Genomic DNA, 18,668 nt, shown 5'->3' with positions numbered 1-18,668 from the left:
TCAGGCGGTCGGACCGCCGAAGATGTCGATACGGTCGCCCTCGGCGAGGGTCACGATCGCGCGCTTGGTGGCGGCACGCTGGCCGAAGCCCGTGCGGGTCCGCTTGCGCTTGCCGGCGCGGTTGATCGTGTTGACCCCGGTGACCTTGACCGAGAAGACCGCCTGGACGGCCTGCTTGATCTGGGTCTTGTTGGCGTTCGGGTCGACGATGAACGTGTACTTGTTCTCGTCCAGGAGCGCGTAGCTCTTCTCCGACACGACCGGCTTCAGCAGCACGTCACGGGGGTCCGTGTACGCCTTGCTGGGCGCGGTGACGACGGTGTTCTTGCCCTCGGCGGCGTGGCGACGCGCCTTGGCGACGCGAGCGGCCTTGGCCTTCTTCGCGGCCTTCGAGGCAATGGCGGGGTGACGGATAGCCATCAGGCCTCGCTCCCTTCGGTGTCATTGGCCTTCGGGCCGGACACGAAGGACTCGAAGGCGGCCTGGGTGAAGACCACGTCGTCGGAGACGAGAACGTCGTACGTGTTCAGCTGGCCCGGCTCCAGGATGTGGACCTGGGGCAGGTTGCGGGCGGACAGCCACGCGGCCTCGTCGGCGCGCTCGACGACCAGGAGCAGGTTCTTGCGCTCCGAGATCTTGCCGAACAGGCTCTTCGCGGCCTTCGTGGAGGGGGTCTCGCCCTCGATCACGCCGGAGACGACGTGGATGCGGTTGTTGCGGGCCCGGTCGGTGAGGGCGTGGCGCAGGGCCGCGGCCTTCATCTTCTTCGGGGTCCGCTGCGAGTAGTCACGCGGCACGGGACCGTGCACGACGCCACCACCGGCGAACTGCGGCGCGCGGGTCGAACCCTGACGGGCGCGACCGGTGCCCTTCTGGCGGTACGGCTTCTTGCCACCACCGCGGACCTCGCCACGCGTCTTGGTCTTGTGCGTGCCCTGGCGGGCAGCGGCCAGCTGCGCGACGACGACCTGGTGAAGCAGCGGAACGCTGATCTTCTCTACGCCGAAGATCTCCGCGGGGAGCTCGACGGAACCGGCCTTGTCGCCCGCCGGCGAAAGGATGTCAACAGTGCTCATCGGTTACCTCAGGCCCCCTTGGCCGCGGTGCGGACCAGGACGAGGCCGCCGTTCGGACCGGGAACCGCGCCCTTGATGAGCAGCAGACCCTTCTCCGCGTCAACGGCGTGGACGGTCAGGTTCTGGGTGGTGACCCGCTCGTTGCCCATGCGACCCGCCATGCGGAGGCCCTTGAACACACGGCCCGGGGTGGCGCAGCCACCGATGGAACCGGGCGAGCGGTGCTTGCGCTGGGTGCCGTGACCGGCGCCGAGGCCACCGAAGTTGTGGCGCTTCATGACACCGGCGAAGCCCTTGCCCTTGCTCTTGCCGGTGACGTCGACCTTCACGCCGGCCTCGAACACCTCGGCGGTGACTTCCTGGCCGAGCGTGTACTCGGAGGCGTCCGCGGTGCGGATCTCGACGAGGTGACGACGGGGGGTGACGTCGGCCTTCGCGAAGTGGCCCTTGAGGGGCTTGTTCACCTTGCGCGGGTCGATCTCGCCGAAGGCGAGCTGGACGGACTCGTAGCCGTCGACGTCGTTGGTACGCACCTGGGTGACGACGTTGGGGCCGGCCTTGACGACGGTGACCGGAACAACACGGTTGTTCTCGTCCCACACCTGCGTCATGCCGAGCTTCTCGCCCAGGATGCCCTTGATCTGCTTAGCCATTCTCAGATCACCGACCCTCAGAGCTTGATCTCGATGTCGACACCGGCCGGGAGGTCGAGTCGCATCAGAGAGTCAACGGTCTTGGGCGTCGGGTCGAGGATGTCGATCAGGCGCTTGTGCGTGCGCATCTCGAAGTGCTCGCGCGAGTCCTTGTACTTGTGCGGCGACTTGATGACGCAGTACACGTTCTTCTCAGTGGGCAGCGGCACCGGGCCCGCGACCGACGCACCAGTGCGGGTCACCGTCTCGACGATCTTCTTCGCCGAGGAGTCGATGACCTCGTGGTCGTAGGCCTTGAGCCGGATGCGGATCTTCTGTCCCGCCATGGCTACTCAGTAGTCCTGTCTCTCTTACGCTCTGGAACCCGGTGTTCCCTGCCCTCTCCTCCGACCCACGCGGTCGGGCGTGTCGCGCTCCCGCTGACACAGATGTCCCTTGTTCGAACATCCCTGCGTGGGAACACGGCCCTTCCGGAACCGCAAGCCGGGAGCTGAGAGGCCCACCGGGTGCCTGGCCGGTGCCGCGCATACGCTTCCCGGAAGATTCCCGTACGTCCGCCCCAGCGCTGCCTAGTGGCAGTTAGGGCGACGAGTACTGTGGGACTCGCTTCCGGTCCTCCCGGCGGGAGGCGCGCAGCATCAACACTCGACCGAGCAACTCGGACAGTCTGCCATATGGGGACGGGGCTCCGCCAATCGAGCCGGAGAGAATACCCCGAGGGTGATGAAGGTCAAACCCGGGCGCCCGCTCGCGGGGCCGACCGGGTGCCCCGCCCCTGCCGCCGTGTCACGGCGGGAACCGCGCCGCTCGGCACCGGGATCATCACCGGCCGTGATCGCGCCGCCGCCTCCTATGGGCCGCGAGGTGAGTCCGCGCAGCCTCGGGGCCGGGGCCCGTGAGCCGGCCGTCGCCGGTCTCACGGGCCGGCCGTCAGCTCTCCGCTCGTCCCGGGCGGGGTCCCGTGAGCTGCCCCGGGAGCGGCTCGGCCGGGTCCTTGGGGACGAGGAGGCGGAGCGTGTCGCGAAGCAGCGTGCTGGAGGTGTGCACGGTGTAGGGGAAGTAGACGACCTCCACCCCTACCTTCGCGAACCGGTTCTCGAGGGACGTCCAGACCTCCGTGCCGAGCCAGTCGTCGCCCTTGAAGATGACGTCGAACCCGACCTGCTTCCAGATCTCGATCTTGTCTTCCACGGTCGCGACGAAGGTCTCGTCGACGTAGCGCACACTGCGGACGATCTGGAGTCGCTCGGAGAGAGGCACGACGGGCGGTCTGCCTTTCATACGCACCACGAGGTCGTCGGAGCAGACACCGGCGACGAGCCGGTCGCAGTGCTCCCGGGCCCGGCGCAGGACGTTCAGATGGCCCACGTGGAAGAGGTCGAAGACCCCGGGTGCGTAACCGAGGCGTTCCCCCATCAGCGGTTGCCCTTGGTCCGTGCGGTGCTGGCCGCGGTGACCACGAGCGCGCTCGACATGGGCGAGGCGTTCTCGCCGTCGGTGACGGCGATCCGGTAGCGGTGGCTGGAGCCGGGTGTGACGGTGTCCGTGTACGTCATCAGGGGGCGGCGCCACTCCGCGGAGCGCCGCGTCGGCGCGGCCACGAGCCTGCCGTCCCGGTAGATGAGGTACTTCAGCCTCGCGTCGTCCCGGTCCCATGCGGCACGCCAGGTGAGCGTGATCCGGCCGGCGCCCGAGGACGAGGCCCGCAGCCGTGGCGGGTCCTGCGGGGCGCCCCGGTCGGGTCCGGCCGCGAAGCGGGTCAGGCTCTGCTGCCGTCTGCCGTTGACCGTGGTGAACTCGCCGCCGGCCCAGAGGATCTGGCCGGCCATCCTCAGCGCCCGGGGGCCGTTGCCCTCGCCGAGCCCGCCGTCCGTGTCGGGGAACCAGTGCAGGATGCGCCGGTCCCTGACCGACTGGGCCAGGAAGTGCTGGCGGAAGTTGCCCTCGGTGAAACCCCCGGGGGTGTCCCTGCAGTCGTGGGCGTGGGATCCGCTGTAGAGGACACCGTTGTGCAGCGCCAGGGCCTGGGTGGCGCCCAGGCAGGTGTCCTTCCACACCATCTTGCCGCTGCCGAGGCGGCCGGCGATGCGGCCGTCGAAGATGCCCGTTCCGCTGCCCTCGGCGGCGACGTAGAAGTTGGTCGCGTCGCGTGTCAGCGCCTTCACCGCCGACCTCGCCGGCAGCCAGTCCGGGTAGGAGGTCACCGTCTTGCCGGTGGTCGGGTGCAGGGCGACGAGCTTGAACTCGAACTCGTCGTTGACCTCCAGGAAGTCGCCGCCGACGATGACCTTGCCGAATCGGGGCGCGGCGCTGACGGCCCGTACCGGAGCGTCGATCCTCGCCTTGAACGGCAGCAGCGAGCCGTCGGGAGTGAGCGCGGCGATGCGCTGCCTCCTCTTGCCGTTGACGCTCGTGAAGTCGCCCCCGAGATAGACCGCACTGTCCGTGACGTCGATGGCCCGGACGTACGACGACACGTCCGGGCGGAACTCCTTGCGCAGCGAGCAGTCGGCCGTGTCGAGCGCGGCCGCGCCGGACGCCTCGGCATGGCCGGCCCTTCCGAACGAGCCACCGATGTACAGCACCTTGCCGTCCTTTGACGCCTTCAGCGCCCGTACGGTGTCGCCGGCGCCGGAGAAGGACGGGTCGCACGGCAGCAGTCGGCCGGTTCTGGCGTCGAACGCGGCGAAGTTCTTGCGCGCGACCTCCTGCTGGCCGGGTCCGGCGCCCGGGGGACGGACGTTGTCGAAGGTCCCGCCGACGTACACGACGCCGCCCGCGTACTCGATCGACCAGACGATGCCGTCGGTCTGCCAGGTCGCCAACGTGTCGGCGGTCAGGGTCCTTTCGTCACCGTCGGCTGCCGAGGCCGAGGCGGTGATGAGCGAGGCAGCCGCGAGGAGCGCCACGGCCGAAGCCGTGGTAGCCCCTCTTTTCGTGCTTTTTCTCAGGCGCATGGGACATCCCGGGTTGCAGCAAGTACGGGTGGGAGGAGGGGAGAAGGAGCGGCGGTCTCGGTGCCGAGATCCGGCTCAAGTGGCGCGTTCGCGCAGCACACCGACGAGTTCGTGGACTCCCAGAGCTTTGCGAAATCGCCACAAACCTATACCGAATGTGAAAAGTCCTACGGTGATTGCGGCGGCAAGTCCGACGGCCGTGTCACCTGCCAGCAACCTGACGGGAAGGACCAACGGCACGGTGAGGCACAGGCCGGTGACCGTCGCCATGAGGTATCCGCCGTCGACGATCGTGAAGCCCGGATGCCGCCGTACCAGCGCGGCGGAGAGCAGGTTCTCGACGATGGTCGCCGCTCCCCAGGAAAGGGCGGCTCCGAGCACGCCCAGACGGGGAACGGCGAGGAGGCCGACCGTCAGCTGCACCGCGAACGCGACACCCGTGACCGCCAGATGCCAGGAACTCTTGCCGGCCATGAGAAGCACGGTCTGGGCGTTTCCCACGCCCACGTTGACCGCCGAGGCGACACAGAGCACGACCAGCGCGTGCGCCCCCTGCTGGAACTCCGGCCCGAACAACGACAGAACGGTGCCGGGGAAACTCGTGAGCAGGACGAGCAGTGGCCAGGAGAACAGCACGATCCAGCGCGTGGAGATCCGGTACAGATGGCGCCCCTGGGCGATGTCGCCCACCGCGAGGAGACGGCTGATCTCCGGGGCGACGGCCAGCCGGATGGCGAGCTGGAGCAGGGTCGCCGCGATGACGACACGGCCTACGGCGGTGTAGATGCCCGCCTCTTCACTCGTCGCCAGGCAGGAGAGCAGGACGACACCCACCCAGACCGCGCTGATGTCGAAGACGGAGGAGACGGCCCGTGGCGCCGCGAAGGCCCAGAACCCGCGCCGGGTGTCGGCCGTGTCCCGTCCGGACGTGTGCGCCGGACTCGTCCGGCGGCATCGGCGCAGCGCGCGGAAGGCGAGGAGGAAGCCCGCCAGGGACGGCACGAGCCAGGCCGCGGCCAGATTCAGCACGCCAGGGGCGAACAGCACCACCGGGACGGCGATCACCACGCGCAGCACCGGTTTGCCGATCTGCTCGACACCGACGAACGGGATCACGGTGCCGTAGCCCTGGGTGGCGCCCAGCATGATCAGGGTGATCGTGGCCAGGGGGAGGAACACGGCGAAGAGCCGGACCAGGGTCACCGCGTCGTCCGCGGCGAGGTTCGGCAGCAACGAGGTGGCGGCCCACGGCGACAGGAACAGGAGCGTGGCGGCCCCGGTGCTCGCCGCGGCTCCCGGCAGGACCGCGCTGCGCAGGAGTGCGCCCACCTTGTGGCCGCCGGTGGTGGCCAGGTCCCCGGAGACGAACCGCACCAGGCCGGTGTCGGCGCCGAGCTTGCAGGCGTTGCACAGGATGGTGAAGGCCGCCACTCCGGTGAACACCGCCCCCGCCCCGTACGCGCCGAGGGCACGGGTGACCAGGGCGACCAGGACGTATCCGAAGACCGCGTTGACCGTCGAGCCGAGAAAGCCCCACCACCCGCCGCGCGCGGTGGCGGCGACCCCGGACCGGGCGGTCGGTCCGCCGGTCGCGGGGACGGCCGTACCGGAGGCGCTCACCGGGAAGCGGTGAGCGTGTCGTCCCGCACGGGTGCGGTCGGTTTCTCCACGGCGTCGTCGCCCGGCGCGGACGGTGCCGGGGAAGGCGTCCGCCGCCACGCGCGGCGCGTCCGCTCGCTGACCAGGAGGCGGGCCGGTCGGCCGCGGGGCGCACTGTCGTGGAGCGCGGCGCCCACGATGCGGCCTCCCGAGCAGCCGATCAGCTCGCGTACCCGCCTGAGGTCGTCGCGCCTGCTCTCCCCCAGGCCGGCCACCACGACGACGCCGTCCACGCGTTGGGCGAGCGCGAGACTCTCGGTGTGGTCCAGCAGGGGCGGGGCGAGGACGAGCGTGGCCCTTTCGGGAGCGGCGCCTGGCAGAGCGCGCGCCGCGAGCGGGGCGGCCGGTCCGTCGTCCGCGGCGGTGCCGCGGACCTCGGGCCAGAGCGTGAATCGCCCGGCTGTGCCGGCGTCCACGACCACCGCACCCCCGGGCATGTCGGGTGGTACGGACTCGTCGGCCGTCAGCGGCAGACGTGCCGGCAGACCGGGTGTGTGCCCCCTCGCGTCCACGAGCAGCACCTGCTCACCGGATTCGGCGAGTGCGGCGGCGAGGTTCACCGCGACGGCCTCGGCGCCTCGTTCCCGCTTCGGTGCCACGACCATGAGCGTGCCCACGGCCGCGGGACCGTCGCCGCCGCGCAGCCGGAAGGCGAGGGTGCGGTACGCCGCGGCGCGGCTGCCGTCGCTCCGGCCCACCTCCAGCGGTTCGCCCTTGGCGTCGTGGCCCGGGAGGATCCCCAGCACCGGGGCGAGCAGCGCCCCTTGGACCTCGTCGATCGAGCGGGCCCGCGGCTCCAGAGCGGAGCGCAGCCAGGCGAGCACGACGCCCAGGACGAGACCACCGGTCAGGCCGAGCGGGAGGAGCCAGCCGGGGCCCGGCCCCGAGGGCCGCGCCGCCGGCTCGGCGGTGCGGACGATGTCGCCGCCGGTGGTGTCGTACGCCCTGATGTCCGAGAGTTTCTTGCGCAGAACGCCGATCTGCTGCTGGACGCCCGCGGTGCCCGCCGCGGGGTCGGCGGACCTCTTCCTGGCGCTGATCCGCTGGGTGAGGTCGGCGACCTGCTGCTCCAGCCCGGTGGCCATCCGCGCGATCATGGCTCTGGACCGGCCCTGCCGGTCGGCGAGGTAGGCCGCCGCGAAGGCGTTGCTCACCCGGGCGGCGCGCTGCGCGGAGCCCGCGGTGTACTCGAAGCGGAGCACCTGGGTGTCCGGGGGGTTCGTCACGCGCAGGTCCGTCAGCAGCGCGTCGGCGCGGGAGGGGTGTCCCAGTGCCGTCGCCGCCCGTGCCGCGACCGTCGCGCTGAGCGCGATGTGCCGCTCCGTGCCCATGCTCAGCTGGCTGTCGGCGGCCACCCCGGACGTGCTGAAGGGGTCGGTCCTCGGGCGGACGAGCACCTCGCTGGTGGAGGTGTAGTCGCCCGCGCGCAGCAGGACCAGGAGCAGTCCGCCGAGCAGCCCGAGGAGCACGCCCAGCGCGATGGTCGCGCGGTAGCCGAGGAGCAGGCGCAGCTGGTCGCGAAGCCGGTCGGGGTCGTCGTAGCGATCGTCGAGGCCGGCGGAGCTGGTCACGGATGCCTCCTGTGTCCGGGGACGAGTCCGGGGATGGGTGCGTGGTCCGAGGTCGCGGGCGGCCGCACCGGTGACGGGGACCGGGACGGCCGGGCGGCGCGGGTGGTGATGAGGAGCGGAACGGTCAGGAGCAGCAGCAGCGGACCGACGATCGCCATGAGACTGCCGCGCAGGAAGACCATCTGGTAAAAGGCGAAGGCGGGAACCAGCAGAACCGCCAGCGTGCCTTGCCGGTGCCGCAGCCGCTCCCGGACGTCGTCCATCCGCCGTCCGGCCGCGCCCAGCAGGCAGAAGGCTGCGACAACGCACGGAGCACCGCCCCACAGGTAGCTCTCGATCCACACCGGAGCGGAGAGGTTGTGGAAGTCGTAACCGGCGTACTGGGCGAGTTCGATACCCGTGGCCTGTGGTTTGTCGGGCCACATCGAGCGGGGCACCATGAACAGGAAGAGGCCGAGTGCCGCCGACGGCGAGAAGCCGTTTTCCTGCACATAGTCGATGCCGGTCTGCATTTGCTGAAAAGCGTCGTAGTCCATGCTGCTGCTGAACTGCTCCGCCAGCGGTACGACGTGCAGCGCCTCGCGTTCGTCGTAACGGAAGTAGTCGCTGTACGGAAAAGCGAAAAGCACCAGGGCGGTGATCGCCGCGGCGGCGACACGGAAGACCCGCGGGCTGCTGAACCGGCGCCAGGAGAAGAGCAGGACCAGAAGGACGGTTCCGGCCCAGAAACGTGGCCTGCTGATCGGGTTGTTGACGATCACGTTGAGCGCGAGGAGACACGGGAGCGCTGTCCAGCGCACCGCCCGCGGCAACCGGTGCCTCCGGTCGGGGCGGGGCAGTCGGACGAGGGCCACCAGGGCCCAGAAGGCGGGGACGGCGAGGATCCAGACCCGCAGCGTGTGCGTGGGGTCCGCTTCGGTCCGCGACTGCCACAGAGCCTGTCTGCTGGTGAAGAACGCCCGCAGACCGCCCTCCTGCCCGGGGATCAGCACGGTTCCGAGGAGGAGCGACACACCGCACAGGAGAAGGACGGGCAGCGGTGAGAGGCTGCGGGACAGCAGGGGCGCGAACACCAGCGACCTGCTGTCGTCGCGTCCGGCGGCCAGCGCCACGCCCGCGCTGTAGGCGAGGAGCCCGAGTTCGGTGAGCCCGGTGGCCGCCAGAGCGGTCGTCTCACCGGTGCGGTATTGCAGCGGGTAGGAATCGGTGGCGAGCATGGCGAGCGGAGCCAGTCCGAGCCACACATAGGCGAAGAGCCAGAACCCGAAGGCGACGAGGCGCACCGAGGTGTCCGTGAGGACTTTGGTGAGCCCTCCTCCGGCATGCGCCACGACCACGCACTGCACGGCGAGAGCCGCTCCGAATCGCGTGTCCGTGGACTGCAGGATCAGCGCGGGCAGAAGGACGACGAGCAGCAGGGCCCAGACGCCTACCGCAGCCATGCAACGGACTTGGCTGTCCCGCACCCGCATCCCCTCATCGATGCCGTGAATGAACGAATCAACAGCGATCGATTTATAGCCCAGAGCCGGAACATATCAGGCGATATTGCCGGGCGTTTCTTTCAGGGAATTCCCTTATGTGTGTCGTATTTTAATTCAATGACTGATATGTTCGCGGGTCGCCGCGTTCTCCTCGTGTCGACCAACTACGCCCCCGAGCACGCCGGAATCGCCCCCTATTCGACCCTGACCGCGGAACACCTGGCCGCTCGCGGCGCCGAAGTCGACGTCCTGGCGGGAATGCCGCACTATCCGGGCTGGCGGGTGCACGGCGACTACCGCGGGCGCTGGCGCATGGTGGAGGACCGCGGGGGTGTCCGGGTCCATCGCCGCCGCGGCTTCGTTCCCACGCGTCAGACCGCGCTGCTCAGGGCGGCCTACGAGGCCAGTTTCCTGGCCCACGGCTCGATCCGGCCGCCGGCCGCTCCGCCGGACCTGGTGCTGAGCCAGATGCCGACCCTCGCCGGCGGTGTGATCGGCGCCAGGGCCGCCCGTCGCCACCGGGTGCCGCACGTGGTCGTGGTGCAGGACCTGATGGGCGCGGCGGCCGCGCAGAGCGGGATCAGGGGCGGCGGCCGGGTGGCGTCCCTGGTGGCCGCGGTGGAGTCGAGGATCCTGCGCACCGCCAGCCTGATCGGCGTGGTGCACGAGTCGTTCGTCGGCCGTGTCACCGCCATGGGCGTACCGGGATCCCGCGTCAGGGTGGTGCCCAACTGGAGTCATGTGCCGCCCCCTGCCGGCGACCGCCGCACGGTACGGGCGCGACTCGGCTGGGGTGACGAGGACTTCGTCCTGCTGCACGCGGGGAACATGGGTCTGAAGCAGGGGCTGGAGGTCCTGGTCGAGACGGCCCGCGTCGCGGCCCGCCACACCCCGCGCCTGCGGATCGTCCTCATGGGCGACGGCAGCCGGCGGACGCACCTGGAGCGTCTCGCCGCCGGTCTGGCGAACGTGGACTTCCTGCCGCCCGCGGCCGACGCCGACTTTCCCGACGTGCTTGCCGCGGCGGACGTCCTCGCGCTCACCCAGCGGGCGTCCGTGGACGACATGAGCCTGCCCTCCAAGCTGACGTCCTACTTCGCGAGCGGACGGCCCACCGTCGCCTCGGTGGACGCTCGGGGCGGCACGGCCCAGGAGGTGCGTCGGTCCGGGGCCGGAGTGATCGTTCCCGCGGAGGACCCCGTGGCGCTGCACGACTGCGTCACGGAGCTCATGCGGGACGCCGAACGATCGGCCGCGCTCGGGGCACGCGGTCCCGTCTATGTGCGGGAGCGGTTGAGCCCGGAGGCCGGACTGGGCCGCATCACCGCGATGCTCTCCGAGGTCCTGGCCCGTTGAGAGCCGTTCTCAGGACAGCTCCCGGAACCACTTGGCGAGGAACGCCGGCACCAGCACTGCGTGGGCCGCGAGCAGGGCGACGTACAGGGTGAAGAAGAGCTTCTCGTGTCCCAGGAACAGGAAGATCAGGCACAGCAGGCCGTAGTCCACGGGGAGCAGCGCCACGCCCCGGACGGTGGAGGGCGGGGTCCGGGGACCGGCGGGCACGTCGGCGCCGCGCCGTCTGAGCTGGTCCGTCAGCGTCCCTGCGAAGAACAGCAGGACGGCGGCGAACTGGAACCCGATCGGGACGAGCAGAAACGCCGGATGCGGCAGGTCGAAGAAGCGGTAGAAGGAGATCAGCACCGCGGTATGGACGCCCAGGAGCTTCGCGCAGTCCACCACATGGTCCGTCCACTCCCCCGCCGGACTGGCCGACCGGTGCAGCCGGGCCAGCTGGCCGTCCGCGGAATCGAGGGCGAAGCCGAAGAGCAGGGCAAGGGCGACCCACTGTCCCAGGGCGGGGGAAGGGGGGTGCACGCAGATCCCGGCGACGGCGGCGAAGGTGGCCAGCGCACTTGCCGCGGTCACCTGGTTGGGTGACAGTCCTAAGCTGTGAGCCGTGGCCGCGAGCACCCGTCCGGCCGGGCGATTGACGAGCCGCGTGTAGACGGGAACTCCACGGGCCGGCTTCTGCGCTTCCGAGAGCTGCCTCAGCGCGCTGGAGAAGTCCACTTGCTGCACCTCGTGCCTGAACGGGCGGGATGATTCCGGGCTTCGACGCGGGCAAGCACGGGTCCAGGCCGGCCGCGCCCGCCCCGCCACGTCGTCGGTCCGCGGCGGAGTGTGCGGAGGGCGGCGTCGACCGGGTCACCGGTGCAGGTGGCGTTCCCGTCGAGGTCACGGACGACGGTCGCCTCGGACGTCACCTTTCGAACCTAGAGCGGTGGGCCCGCCTCGCCGGATGCGACAAGCAGGCATTTCATAAGATCCATCCGATTGGCCGTTCGCGCAGGACGGCACGAGGTCCTCGTGGGAGGACCGGTCAGAGGCGGCCCTCGGCGATCGCCTGGCGCACCCAGGGGATGACCTTGTCGAGGATGTCGTCGAGGGTGGCCGACGCGGTGAAGCCGAGTACGTCCCTCGCCTTGGACACATCGGGGCTCCGGCGCTGGACATCGTGCTCGAAGGGCTGGTCGGTCGTGTAGCGGAACGGCTCGTCCGGTCCGTGGATCTTGTGCCAGATCCGCTCCGCCAGCTGCAGGACGCTGGTCGGCTCGGCGCTCGCCAGGTTGAAGTCCTCGTTCAGCGCGGCGGGATGGAAGATCGCCATCCGGATGCCCCGGGCCAGGTCGCCGGCGTAGGTGAAGTGCCGCGTCTGGGCGCCACTGCCGAGGATGTGCAGGGGGTCCTGTCCCTTGAGGACCTTCTGCACCAGGTCGGGGACGACATGAGACATGTTGATCTTGATGTCCCCGGATTGCTCCTCGCTCTGGCCGACGGTCCGCTCCTCTCCGACGTCCACGCAGTTGAAGGGCCGCACGATGGTGAAGGGGAGGCCGTACTGGTCGTGGGCCGCCCGGGCGAAGTACTCCACCGCCAGTTTCTGGAAGCCGTACGAAGACGACGGCGGGGCGATACGACGCTCGTCGCCCTCCCGGGACGGCCAGAAGCCGGTGTTCTCGTACACCATCGAGGAGCTCAGGTACGTCACCTTCTGCAGCGGCCCTTCGCCGTGCACCCGGATCGCCGCGTCGCAGGCGGCGGCGGTGATCCGCTCATTGGTGGCGAGGAGGTCGTAGGCGTAGGTGTGGAAGTAGGAGATGCCCCCGATCATGGCCGCGCCGGCGACGAAGTGATCGCAGTCGGCGAGCAGCTTCACCATCAGGTCCGTGTCGCGGGCGTCTCCCTCGACGAGCCGGTATCGCGGGTTCTCCACCGGAGCGCGGCGGACCGCGCCGTACTTGGAGAAGTTGTCGAGGCCCACGACGGTGTGCCCCTGTTCGAGGAGTTCCCTGACGAGGTGGCTGCCGATCAGACCGGACGCGCCGGTGACGAGAACCTTCACAGAAGACCTTTCTGGTGCGAGTGGTGCCCGGTGCCACGGACCGGGCGGGAAAGCCTTCGCCGTACGGCCGATCAGGCGCGGACACCTCTGCCGGTGATGCCCCAGAGGTCCACGACCGGCTTGTCGGTGACCAGGTCCCGGTAGTCGCTGTGCGGCGTCGCGACGACCAGGACGTCGGCCCGGCGCATGACCTCGTCCAGGTCCACGAAGCGCGGATCGCTGACGTACGGATCAGTGCACAGCGTTTCCCGGGCCTTTGCCATCAGAATGCGGCGCAGTTTGAACGACAGGCTTTCGCGGACGTCGTCACTGCCGGCCTTGAAGCCCATGCCGAGAACGCCCACCCGCGTGTCCGGGAGCCGGAACCTGCGCTCAAGGCGCGACACGAGGTAGAGCGGCAGCCCTTCATTCACGAGCATGGCCGCGTGCCCCAGCACGAAATTGTTCCCGGTGAACGCCGCCAACTGCAGCGTGTCCTTGAGCAGGCAGGGACCGGCGGCGAATCCCGCTCCTGGCATGTCGGCGGCCCGGGGATACTCGTACGTCATCGCATGGCGAATACGCTCGAAATCGAGCCCGAAATCGTTCGCCATCATCCAGAACTGGTTCACCGTGGCGAACTTGATGTACCGCCAGGTGTTGGCGAAGAGTTTCGCGAGTTCCGCCTCCTCCGGCTCCATCCGGACGATTTTGTCCGTGAGCGTGCGGAAGAACTTCTCCGCCCTGTCCCCGGCCCGCTGGGAGCGGGCCGCCACCAGTTGCGGCAGCTCGAACAGCTCGGTCATGGCCGCGCCCTCGGCGATGCGCTCCGGGCAGAAAGCCACGTCCACGGTGGTGCCGAGCCTCTCCAGGAGCCGCTCGGTCAGGGCCGTGACTCCGGGGTGCACCGTGCTCCTGAGCATGACCAGCTGCCCGCTGCGCAGATACTCGGCACAGCGCTCCAACGCCCGGGGCACCGCGCCGAGATCGGGGTTGAGATGCTCGTCCACCGGCGTTCCCACCACCACGACCAGGTTCTCCGTGGTGGCGACACTGGCGGCGTCGGTCGTGGCGCGCAGCAGTCCGTCGCGCACACTCTCGCGCAACGGTTCGGCGGCCCCCGCCTCCCGGAACGGAAGCTCTCCCCGATTGACGGTGTCGACGGCCGCGGCGTCGATGTCGTAGAGCGTCACCGAAAGCATGCCACGGGCGGCGAGCGCGATTCCCAGGGGAAGTCCTACCCGGCCGCAACCCCCGATGATGACCACGTCGGCGGTGTTTTGTGAATTCTCCGTGTCGCCGCGTGATTGCTCGATCATGCGTAGCACTCATTTCGGTCGCTCGGTCACCGGACGGGCGGACAACGATGCGGAGACCTTACAAAGGTCTCGAGAGGAAATGATCAGGGAAACAGGTGGTCAGGCAGAGTTACTCCGGACAGCCGAAGTGGCTCGGCACAGCTTCTTGTAGATCTCCTCCAGCCGGTCCGTCACCGCATGAATGGAGAAGGCCTCCTCGACGGCCCGGTGGCCCGCGGCCACGAGCGCGTCCCGCCTGCTGTCGTCCGCCAGCAGGTCGCACACGGCGTCGGCCATGGCCTGCGGGCTGCCGTCGGTGACGACCGCCGCATCACGGCGCGCCAGTTCGTCGGCCATGCCGCAGGTGTCGGTGCACACGACGGGAGTGCCCGCGCACAGGGCTTCGATCACCGACATGGGGAACGGCTCGTCGACGCTCGGCAGCACGTACACGGCCGCCTTCGCGTAGGCGCTCACCGCCTCCGCGTGACCGAGCGCACCACGGTAGGAGACGGCCCGCTCGAGGCCGTGCGCGGCGATGAGCCGGCGCACCTTCGCCAGGGACCCCTCGTCCGCCCCGTACAGGGTGAACCGTGCGTCAGGCACCCTCCGGTGGACCAGGGCGGCCATCTCGACGAAGGCGTCCGGGCGCTTGCGCGGGTGCAGGCGGGCGAGGAAGAGCACCTCGCGTCCGCGGTGCCGGTGCGGCGCGGAGCCGGCACGCGAGGGCCTGACGCCGTTGGGAAGCCGCAGCAGGGGCGGACCGTCCGGACCGACGACCTCGGCCACGGCCCGCCGCTCCCGCTCGGTGAGGACGAGGCAGCCTCGCGACCGGCGCAGCAGGGGCACGTAGACGCGGTCGAAGAGCCGCACGGCCGCCCGTCCACGCGGCTCCACCATGCCGTGCGTCTGGGTGAGGAACCTCTTGCGTGCCAGCACGGCTAGGCCGAGCGCCGTCAGGGAGACGAGGTCGCGCCCCGCGTGGATGTGCACCACGTCGGCCCGCCCCATGGAACGCCACAGGTCCCTGACGAGCAGCGGGTGCATGAGCCCGGTGAAGCGCCCCGGGAGCAGGGAGCGCGCCGGGCGGCTACGCAGCGGCACCGACCCCACGCGTGGCGGTGCCGGGGAGCTGCCCCGCCACAGGGAGACGAGCTCGACCTGGTGGCCTCGTGCGGCGCACTCTTCGAGCTGGCCGGTGGCCACACTCGTGGGGCCGCCGTAGGCACCGTCGTCGCTGAGCAGCGTCACCACGTGCAGGAGTCTCATGCCGCGACTCCCATGGTGACGACCGCCCCCGGTCCGACGTCATGACGGGCGACCGCCGAGGCACCCACAACCGCCCCGCGGCCGACGGTGACCCCGCGCAGCACCACCGCCCGGGCCGCGACCCACGCTCCCCGTTCCAGGCGGATGGGCGCGTTGTCGAACTCGAAGGCAGCGCTGCGACGTCGATGGCTGCCGGTGCACAACAACGCCTCCTGCGAGACGCACACGTCACTGTCGATCGTGATGCGTTCCAGGTTCAGCAGCCATGCGCCCTCGCCGATCCACACGTCGTCCCCGATCTCCAGCCGCCACGGCCAGTGCACACGCACCCGGTGACGGATCAGCACGCGCTCTCCGATCCGGGCACCGAACGCGCGCAGCAGGGCCGGTCGCCAGCGAGCGGGAAACCACCACCGGACGAAGAGCAGGTTGAGGACGGCGAACCAGGCCGCCTGAACGAGCAGGGGGCGTCCCTTGTCGTAGCCGGCTCCCGTGAAAGACCGGAGGGAACGGTCCATGGCGCTGGTCCTCCTGAGATCGCCGGCATGCGTTCCTGCCTGGTCGATTCTCCGCAGGGGACCCAAAGAGAGCGGGATATACGCCCTTATTTAGTGCAAACTACGCCACATGGAAGATCTCCTCCCCCCATCCGCCCGCGTATACGTCGCCGGCCACCGCGGCCTCGTCGGTTCGGCGATGGTCCGCCGCCTGACCGCCGACGGCCACGAGGTCCTCGCCCGGACCCGTTCCGAACTGGACCTCCGCGACTCGGCCGCCACCGCCGCCTTCCTGCGCGAGACCCGGCCGGACGCCGTGGTCCTCGCCGCGGCCAAGGTCGGCGGCATCATGGCCAACAGCACCTGTCCGGTGCAGTTCATCGAGGACAACCTGCGGATCCAGCTGAGCGTGATCTCCGCCGCGCACACCGCCGGGGTGCCGCGCCTGCTGTTCCTGGGATCGTCCTGCATCTACCCGAGGCTCGCGCCGCAGCCGATCCGGGAAGACGCCTTGCTCACAGGCCCGCTCGAACCGACCAACGAGCCGTACGCGCTCGCCAAGATCGCGGGCGTCGTCCAGGTGCGGTCCTACCGGCGGCAGTACGGAGCCTCGTACATCTGCGCGATGCCGAGCAATCTCTACGGCCCGGGCGACAACTTCGATCCGGAGTCCTCGCATGTCCTGCCTGCACTCATCCGCCGCTTCCACGAAGCCGAGCGGGACGGGCTGGACGAGGTGGTCCTGTGGGGAAGCGGCACTCCCCGCCGGGAGTTCCTGCACGTCGACGACCTCGCCGACGCCTGTGTGACGCTGCTGCGCCGCTACGACGACGACACCCCCGTCAACATCGGATGCGGGGACGATCTGACGATCCGTGAACTGGCCCACCTGGTCGCGGAGGTCGTCGGCTACCGGGGCCGGATCACCTTCGACACGACGAAGCCGGACGGTACGCCCCGCAAGGTACTCGACATCTCCCGTATGCGGGCGCTGGGTTGGGAGCCGAGGATCACGCTGCGAGACGGCATCGCCGCCACCTACGCGGCATGGGCGAGCACGCAGCGGCCCCACCCGGTGGTCGGCGTCTGAGCCTCAGTAGGCGCCACGTCCGTCCAGTACGGCGCGGACCGTGCGGGCCATGACCGCCATGTCCCAGGTCCACGACCAGTTGTCCACGTACCGCAGGTCGAGTGAGACGGTCTCGTGCCAGGACAGGTCCGACCGTCCGCTCACCTGCCACAGCCCCGTGAGACCGGGTTTGACGCTCAGCCGGCGCATCTCCACCCGGTCGTAGCGGGCGACCTCCTCGGGCAGCGGCGGGCGGGGCCCCACCAGCGACATGTGCCCGAGGAGCACGTTGACCAGCTGGGGGAGCTCGTCCAGCGAGTGGCGGCGCAGAAAGCGCCCGACAGAGGTGACCCGCGGGTCCTGGCGCAGTTTGAACATGGGCCCGTCGTTCTCGTTCGCCGGCGCCAGCTCCGTCTTCATCCGGTCCGCGTCCACGACCATGGTGCGGAACTTCCACATGGGGAAGTGCGTGTTGCCCCGTCCCACACGCGTCTGACGGTAGAGGACGGGTCCGGGCGAGTTCAGACGCACGGCGAGCGCCAGGACGAGAAACAGCGGAGCCAGCGCGATGAGCAGGACGAGGGCGCCCACCTGGTCCGTGACGGCTTTCACCAGCGTGGGAAGGCCACTGCGCGACGGCGGCGCGATGTGCAGGAGGGTGAGCCCGGCCGCCGAGCCGAGCCGGATCCTGTGCCGGGCGACCTCCACGACGCCCGGCAGCACCATCACCGGGCGACCCTGGTCGTGCATGGCCCACGACAACCGGCGCAGCCGGTCCCCGGACATGTGCCTGCCGGCCGCCACGAAGATCATGTCGGCGCCCAGCGCCTCGGCCGACTCCCCCACCGATACGGCGTCCTCGCCCAGCCCGGCCGGCTCGTCTGCCGGGAGCCGGGCACACACCCGCACACCTGACTGGGGATCACCTTCACCCACGACACACGCCCCGACCGTCACGTACCCGTGGTCGGTGCGCTCGGCGAGCTGCCCCACCACGGCGTCCACCGCGGTCGCCTCGCCGATGACGAGGACGCGCCGCAGTGCCCGGGCCCGTCGGCGTACGGCCAGCAGACGGAAGTGGATCGCCTTGCGGCAGGCCACGGTGGCCACCAGCGACGGGCACAGCGCGGCGAGAGCCGCCGGTGGTGCGCTGCCGAGACCGGACGCGGCGTGCAGAGCGGCCAGGACACCGAGCAGCACGAGCCAGTCCCGCACGACCGGGCCGACGGGAGCCCCCTCGTCCCAGCTCCAGGGCGTGTACCGCCGGCGGACGACACCCATGAGCACCCAGAGAGCGGTGATCACCAACGCCTGACGCACAGGACGGGCCTCGCCGATCGCGACGAACACCCCAGTCGCCGTCAGCGCCACCGCGACGGAGTCCGCGCAGATCGCGGCCTGTCCGTACCACCAGCCGGCCCTGGCCCCTGGGCGCCGGGTCGCCCCGGGCTGCGCGCGAGAGGCCGCGCACCCTGACGCCGCGCCGGTGAACTGCTGCATGGCTCTCCCTGTGACCCCGACGAGGAAGGACGCGGCCGCAACGGCGGTGCAGGGCCCACGCCTCACGAGATGCTTATATCAAGTTTCATGATGTTATGTCCTATTTTTTGAGACTCATCGCGGTGGCGCGGACGCGCGGTCGCCCTCGACGGCAGGCCCCTGACTTTGCACCTCTGGACCGGCAGACGGCGCGCCGAACCCCTCCCGCCCCGATGCCCCCCGGCCTCCTTTCATCCCACCTTCACATCATCTG

General features: G+C 70.0%; 17 protein-coding genes. 2 read left to right on the top strand and 15 right to left on the bottom strand.

Translation table 11 applies throughout. The features are described 5' to 3' along the window. The 9 genes from rplW to ACWCPI_RS06340 all read right to left on the bottom strand — a co-directional run bounded on the left by rplW (position 1) and on the right by ACWCPI_RS06340 (position 9,358). On the bottom strand, positions 1-420 hold the full coding sequence (rplW, locus tag ACWCPI_RS06380; RefSeq protein WP_451037011.1) for a 50S ribosomal protein L23: 420 nt from the start codon (positions 418-420) through the stop codon (positions 1-3). Further along, positions 420-1,076, bottom strand: coding sequence for a 50S ribosomal protein L4 (gene rplD / locus ACWCPI_RS06375; RefSeq protein WP_451037010.1), 657 nt, complete (start codon positions 1,074-1,076; stop codon positions 420-422). Before rplD ends, rplW begins: the two co-directional genes overlap by 1 nt. A gap of 8 nt (positions 1,077-1,084) precedes the next feature. Beyond that, positions 1,085-1,729, bottom strand: coding sequence for a 50S ribosomal protein L3 (rplC, locus tag ACWCPI_RS06370; protein WP_019753089.1), 645 nt, complete (start codon positions 1,727-1,729; stop codon positions 1,085-1,087). Between the two features lie 17 nt (positions 1,730-1,746). Continuing rightward, positions 1,747-2,055: a 30S ribosomal protein S10 gene (rpsJ, locus tag ACWCPI_RS06365; RefSeq protein WP_003948644.1), complete on the bottom strand. Its 309-nt coding sequence runs from the start codon at positions 2,053-2,055 to the stop codon at positions 1,747-1,749. Between the two features lie 604 nt (positions 2,056-2,659). Then, a complete protein-coding gene (locus tag ACWCPI_RS06360; protein ID WP_451037009.1) occupies positions 2,660-3,145 on the bottom strand; it encodes an adenylyltransferase/cytidyltransferase family protein in 486 nt (161 codons plus the stop codon). Next, a complete protein-coding gene (locus ACWCPI_RS06355; RefSeq protein ID WP_451037008.1) occupies positions 3,145-4,638 on the bottom strand; it encodes a fibronectin type III domain-containing protein in 1,494 nt (497 codons plus the stop codon). The genes ACWCPI_RS06360 and ACWCPI_RS06355 overlap by 1 nt, the downstream gene beginning before the upstream one ends. Positions 4,639-4,761: 123 nt before the next feature. Further along, positions 4,762-6,306: an oligosaccharide flippase family protein gene (locus ACWCPI_RS06350; RefSeq protein WP_451037007.1), complete on the bottom strand. Its 1,545-nt coding sequence runs from the start codon at positions 6,304-6,306 to the stop codon at positions 4,762-4,764. Continuing rightward, on the bottom strand, positions 6,303-7,916 hold the full coding sequence (locus ACWCPI_RS06345) for a hypothetical protein (RefSeq protein WP_451037006.1): 1,614 nt from the start codon (positions 7,914-7,916) through the stop codon (positions 6,303-6,305). The genes ACWCPI_RS06350 and ACWCPI_RS06345 overlap by 4 nt, the downstream gene beginning before the upstream one ends. Continuing rightward, positions 7,913-9,358 carry a hypothetical protein gene (locus tag ACWCPI_RS06340; protein ID WP_451037005.1) on the bottom strand — a complete coding sequence of 482 codons (1,446 nt, stop codon included), beginning with the start codon at positions 9,356-9,358 and terminating at the stop codon, positions 7,913-7,915. Before ACWCPI_RS06340 ends, ACWCPI_RS06345 begins: the two co-directional genes overlap by 4 nt. A gap of 159 nt (positions 9,359-9,517) precedes the next feature. Between ACWCPI_RS06340 and ACWCPI_RS06335 the strand changes: the two genes are divergently transcribed. Continuing rightward, positions 9,518-10,756, top strand: coding sequence for a glycosyltransferase (locus ACWCPI_RS06335; RefSeq protein ID WP_451037004.1), 1,239 nt, complete (start codon positions 9,518-9,520; stop codon positions 10,754-10,756). A gap of 9 nt (positions 10,757-10,765) precedes the next feature. Here ACWCPI_RS06335 and ACWCPI_RS06330 read toward each other — a convergent pair whose 3' ends face one another. The 5 genes from ACWCPI_RS06330 to ACWCPI_RS06310 form a co-directional block, all read right to left on the bottom strand. Next, positions 10,766-11,326: a CDP-alcohol phosphatidyltransferase family protein gene (locus tag ACWCPI_RS06330; protein ID WP_451037003.1), complete on the bottom strand. Its 561-nt coding sequence runs from the start codon at positions 11,324-11,326 to the stop codon at positions 10,766-10,768. A 454-nt stretch (positions 11,327-11,780) separates the two neighbouring features. Then, positions 11,781-12,803: an NAD-dependent epimerase/dehydratase family protein gene (locus ACWCPI_RS06325; RefSeq protein ID WP_451037002.1), complete on the bottom strand. Its 1,023-nt coding sequence runs from the start codon at positions 12,801-12,803 to the stop codon at positions 11,781-11,783. A 71-nt stretch (positions 12,804-12,874) separates the two neighbouring features. Further along, a complete protein-coding gene (locus ACWCPI_RS06320) occupies positions 12,875-14,101 on the bottom strand; it encodes a nucleotide sugar dehydrogenase (RefSeq protein WP_451037001.1) in 1,227 nt (408 codons plus the stop codon). A 99-nt stretch (positions 14,102-14,200) separates the two neighbouring features. Continuing rightward, positions 14,201-15,349, bottom strand: a complete 1,149-nt coding sequence (locus ACWCPI_RS06315) for a glycosyltransferase (protein ID WP_451037000.1) — start codon at positions 15,347-15,349, stop codon at positions 14,201-14,203. Then, a complete protein-coding gene (locus tag ACWCPI_RS06310) occupies positions 15,346-15,867 on the bottom strand; it encodes a putative colanic acid biosynthesis acetyltransferase (protein ID WP_451036999.1) in 522 nt (173 codons plus the stop codon). Before ACWCPI_RS06310 ends, ACWCPI_RS06315 begins: the two co-directional genes overlap by 4 nt. A gap of 109 nt (positions 15,868-15,976) precedes the next feature. Between ACWCPI_RS06310 and ACWCPI_RS06305 the strand changes: the two genes are divergently transcribed. Further along, on the top strand, positions 15,977-16,936 hold the full coding sequence (locus ACWCPI_RS06305; protein WP_451036998.1) for a GDP-L-fucose synthase family protein: 960 nt from the start codon (positions 15,977-15,979) through the stop codon (positions 16,934-16,936). A 3-nt stretch (positions 16,937-16,939) separates the two neighbouring features. Here ACWCPI_RS06305 and ACWCPI_RS06300 read toward each other — a convergent pair whose 3' ends face one another. Then, positions 16,940-18,415 (bottom strand): sugar transferase, encoded by a 1,476-nt coding sequence (locus ACWCPI_RS06300; protein WP_451036997.1) that lies wholly within the window; start codon positions 18,413-18,415, stop codon positions 16,940-16,942. Between the last annotated feature and the right edge of the window lie 253 nt (positions 18,416-18,668).

It is taken from the genome of Streptomyces sp. NPDC001920 (assembly GCF_053594495.1).
This window is presented reverse-complemented; position numbering and strand designations above follow the sequence as displayed.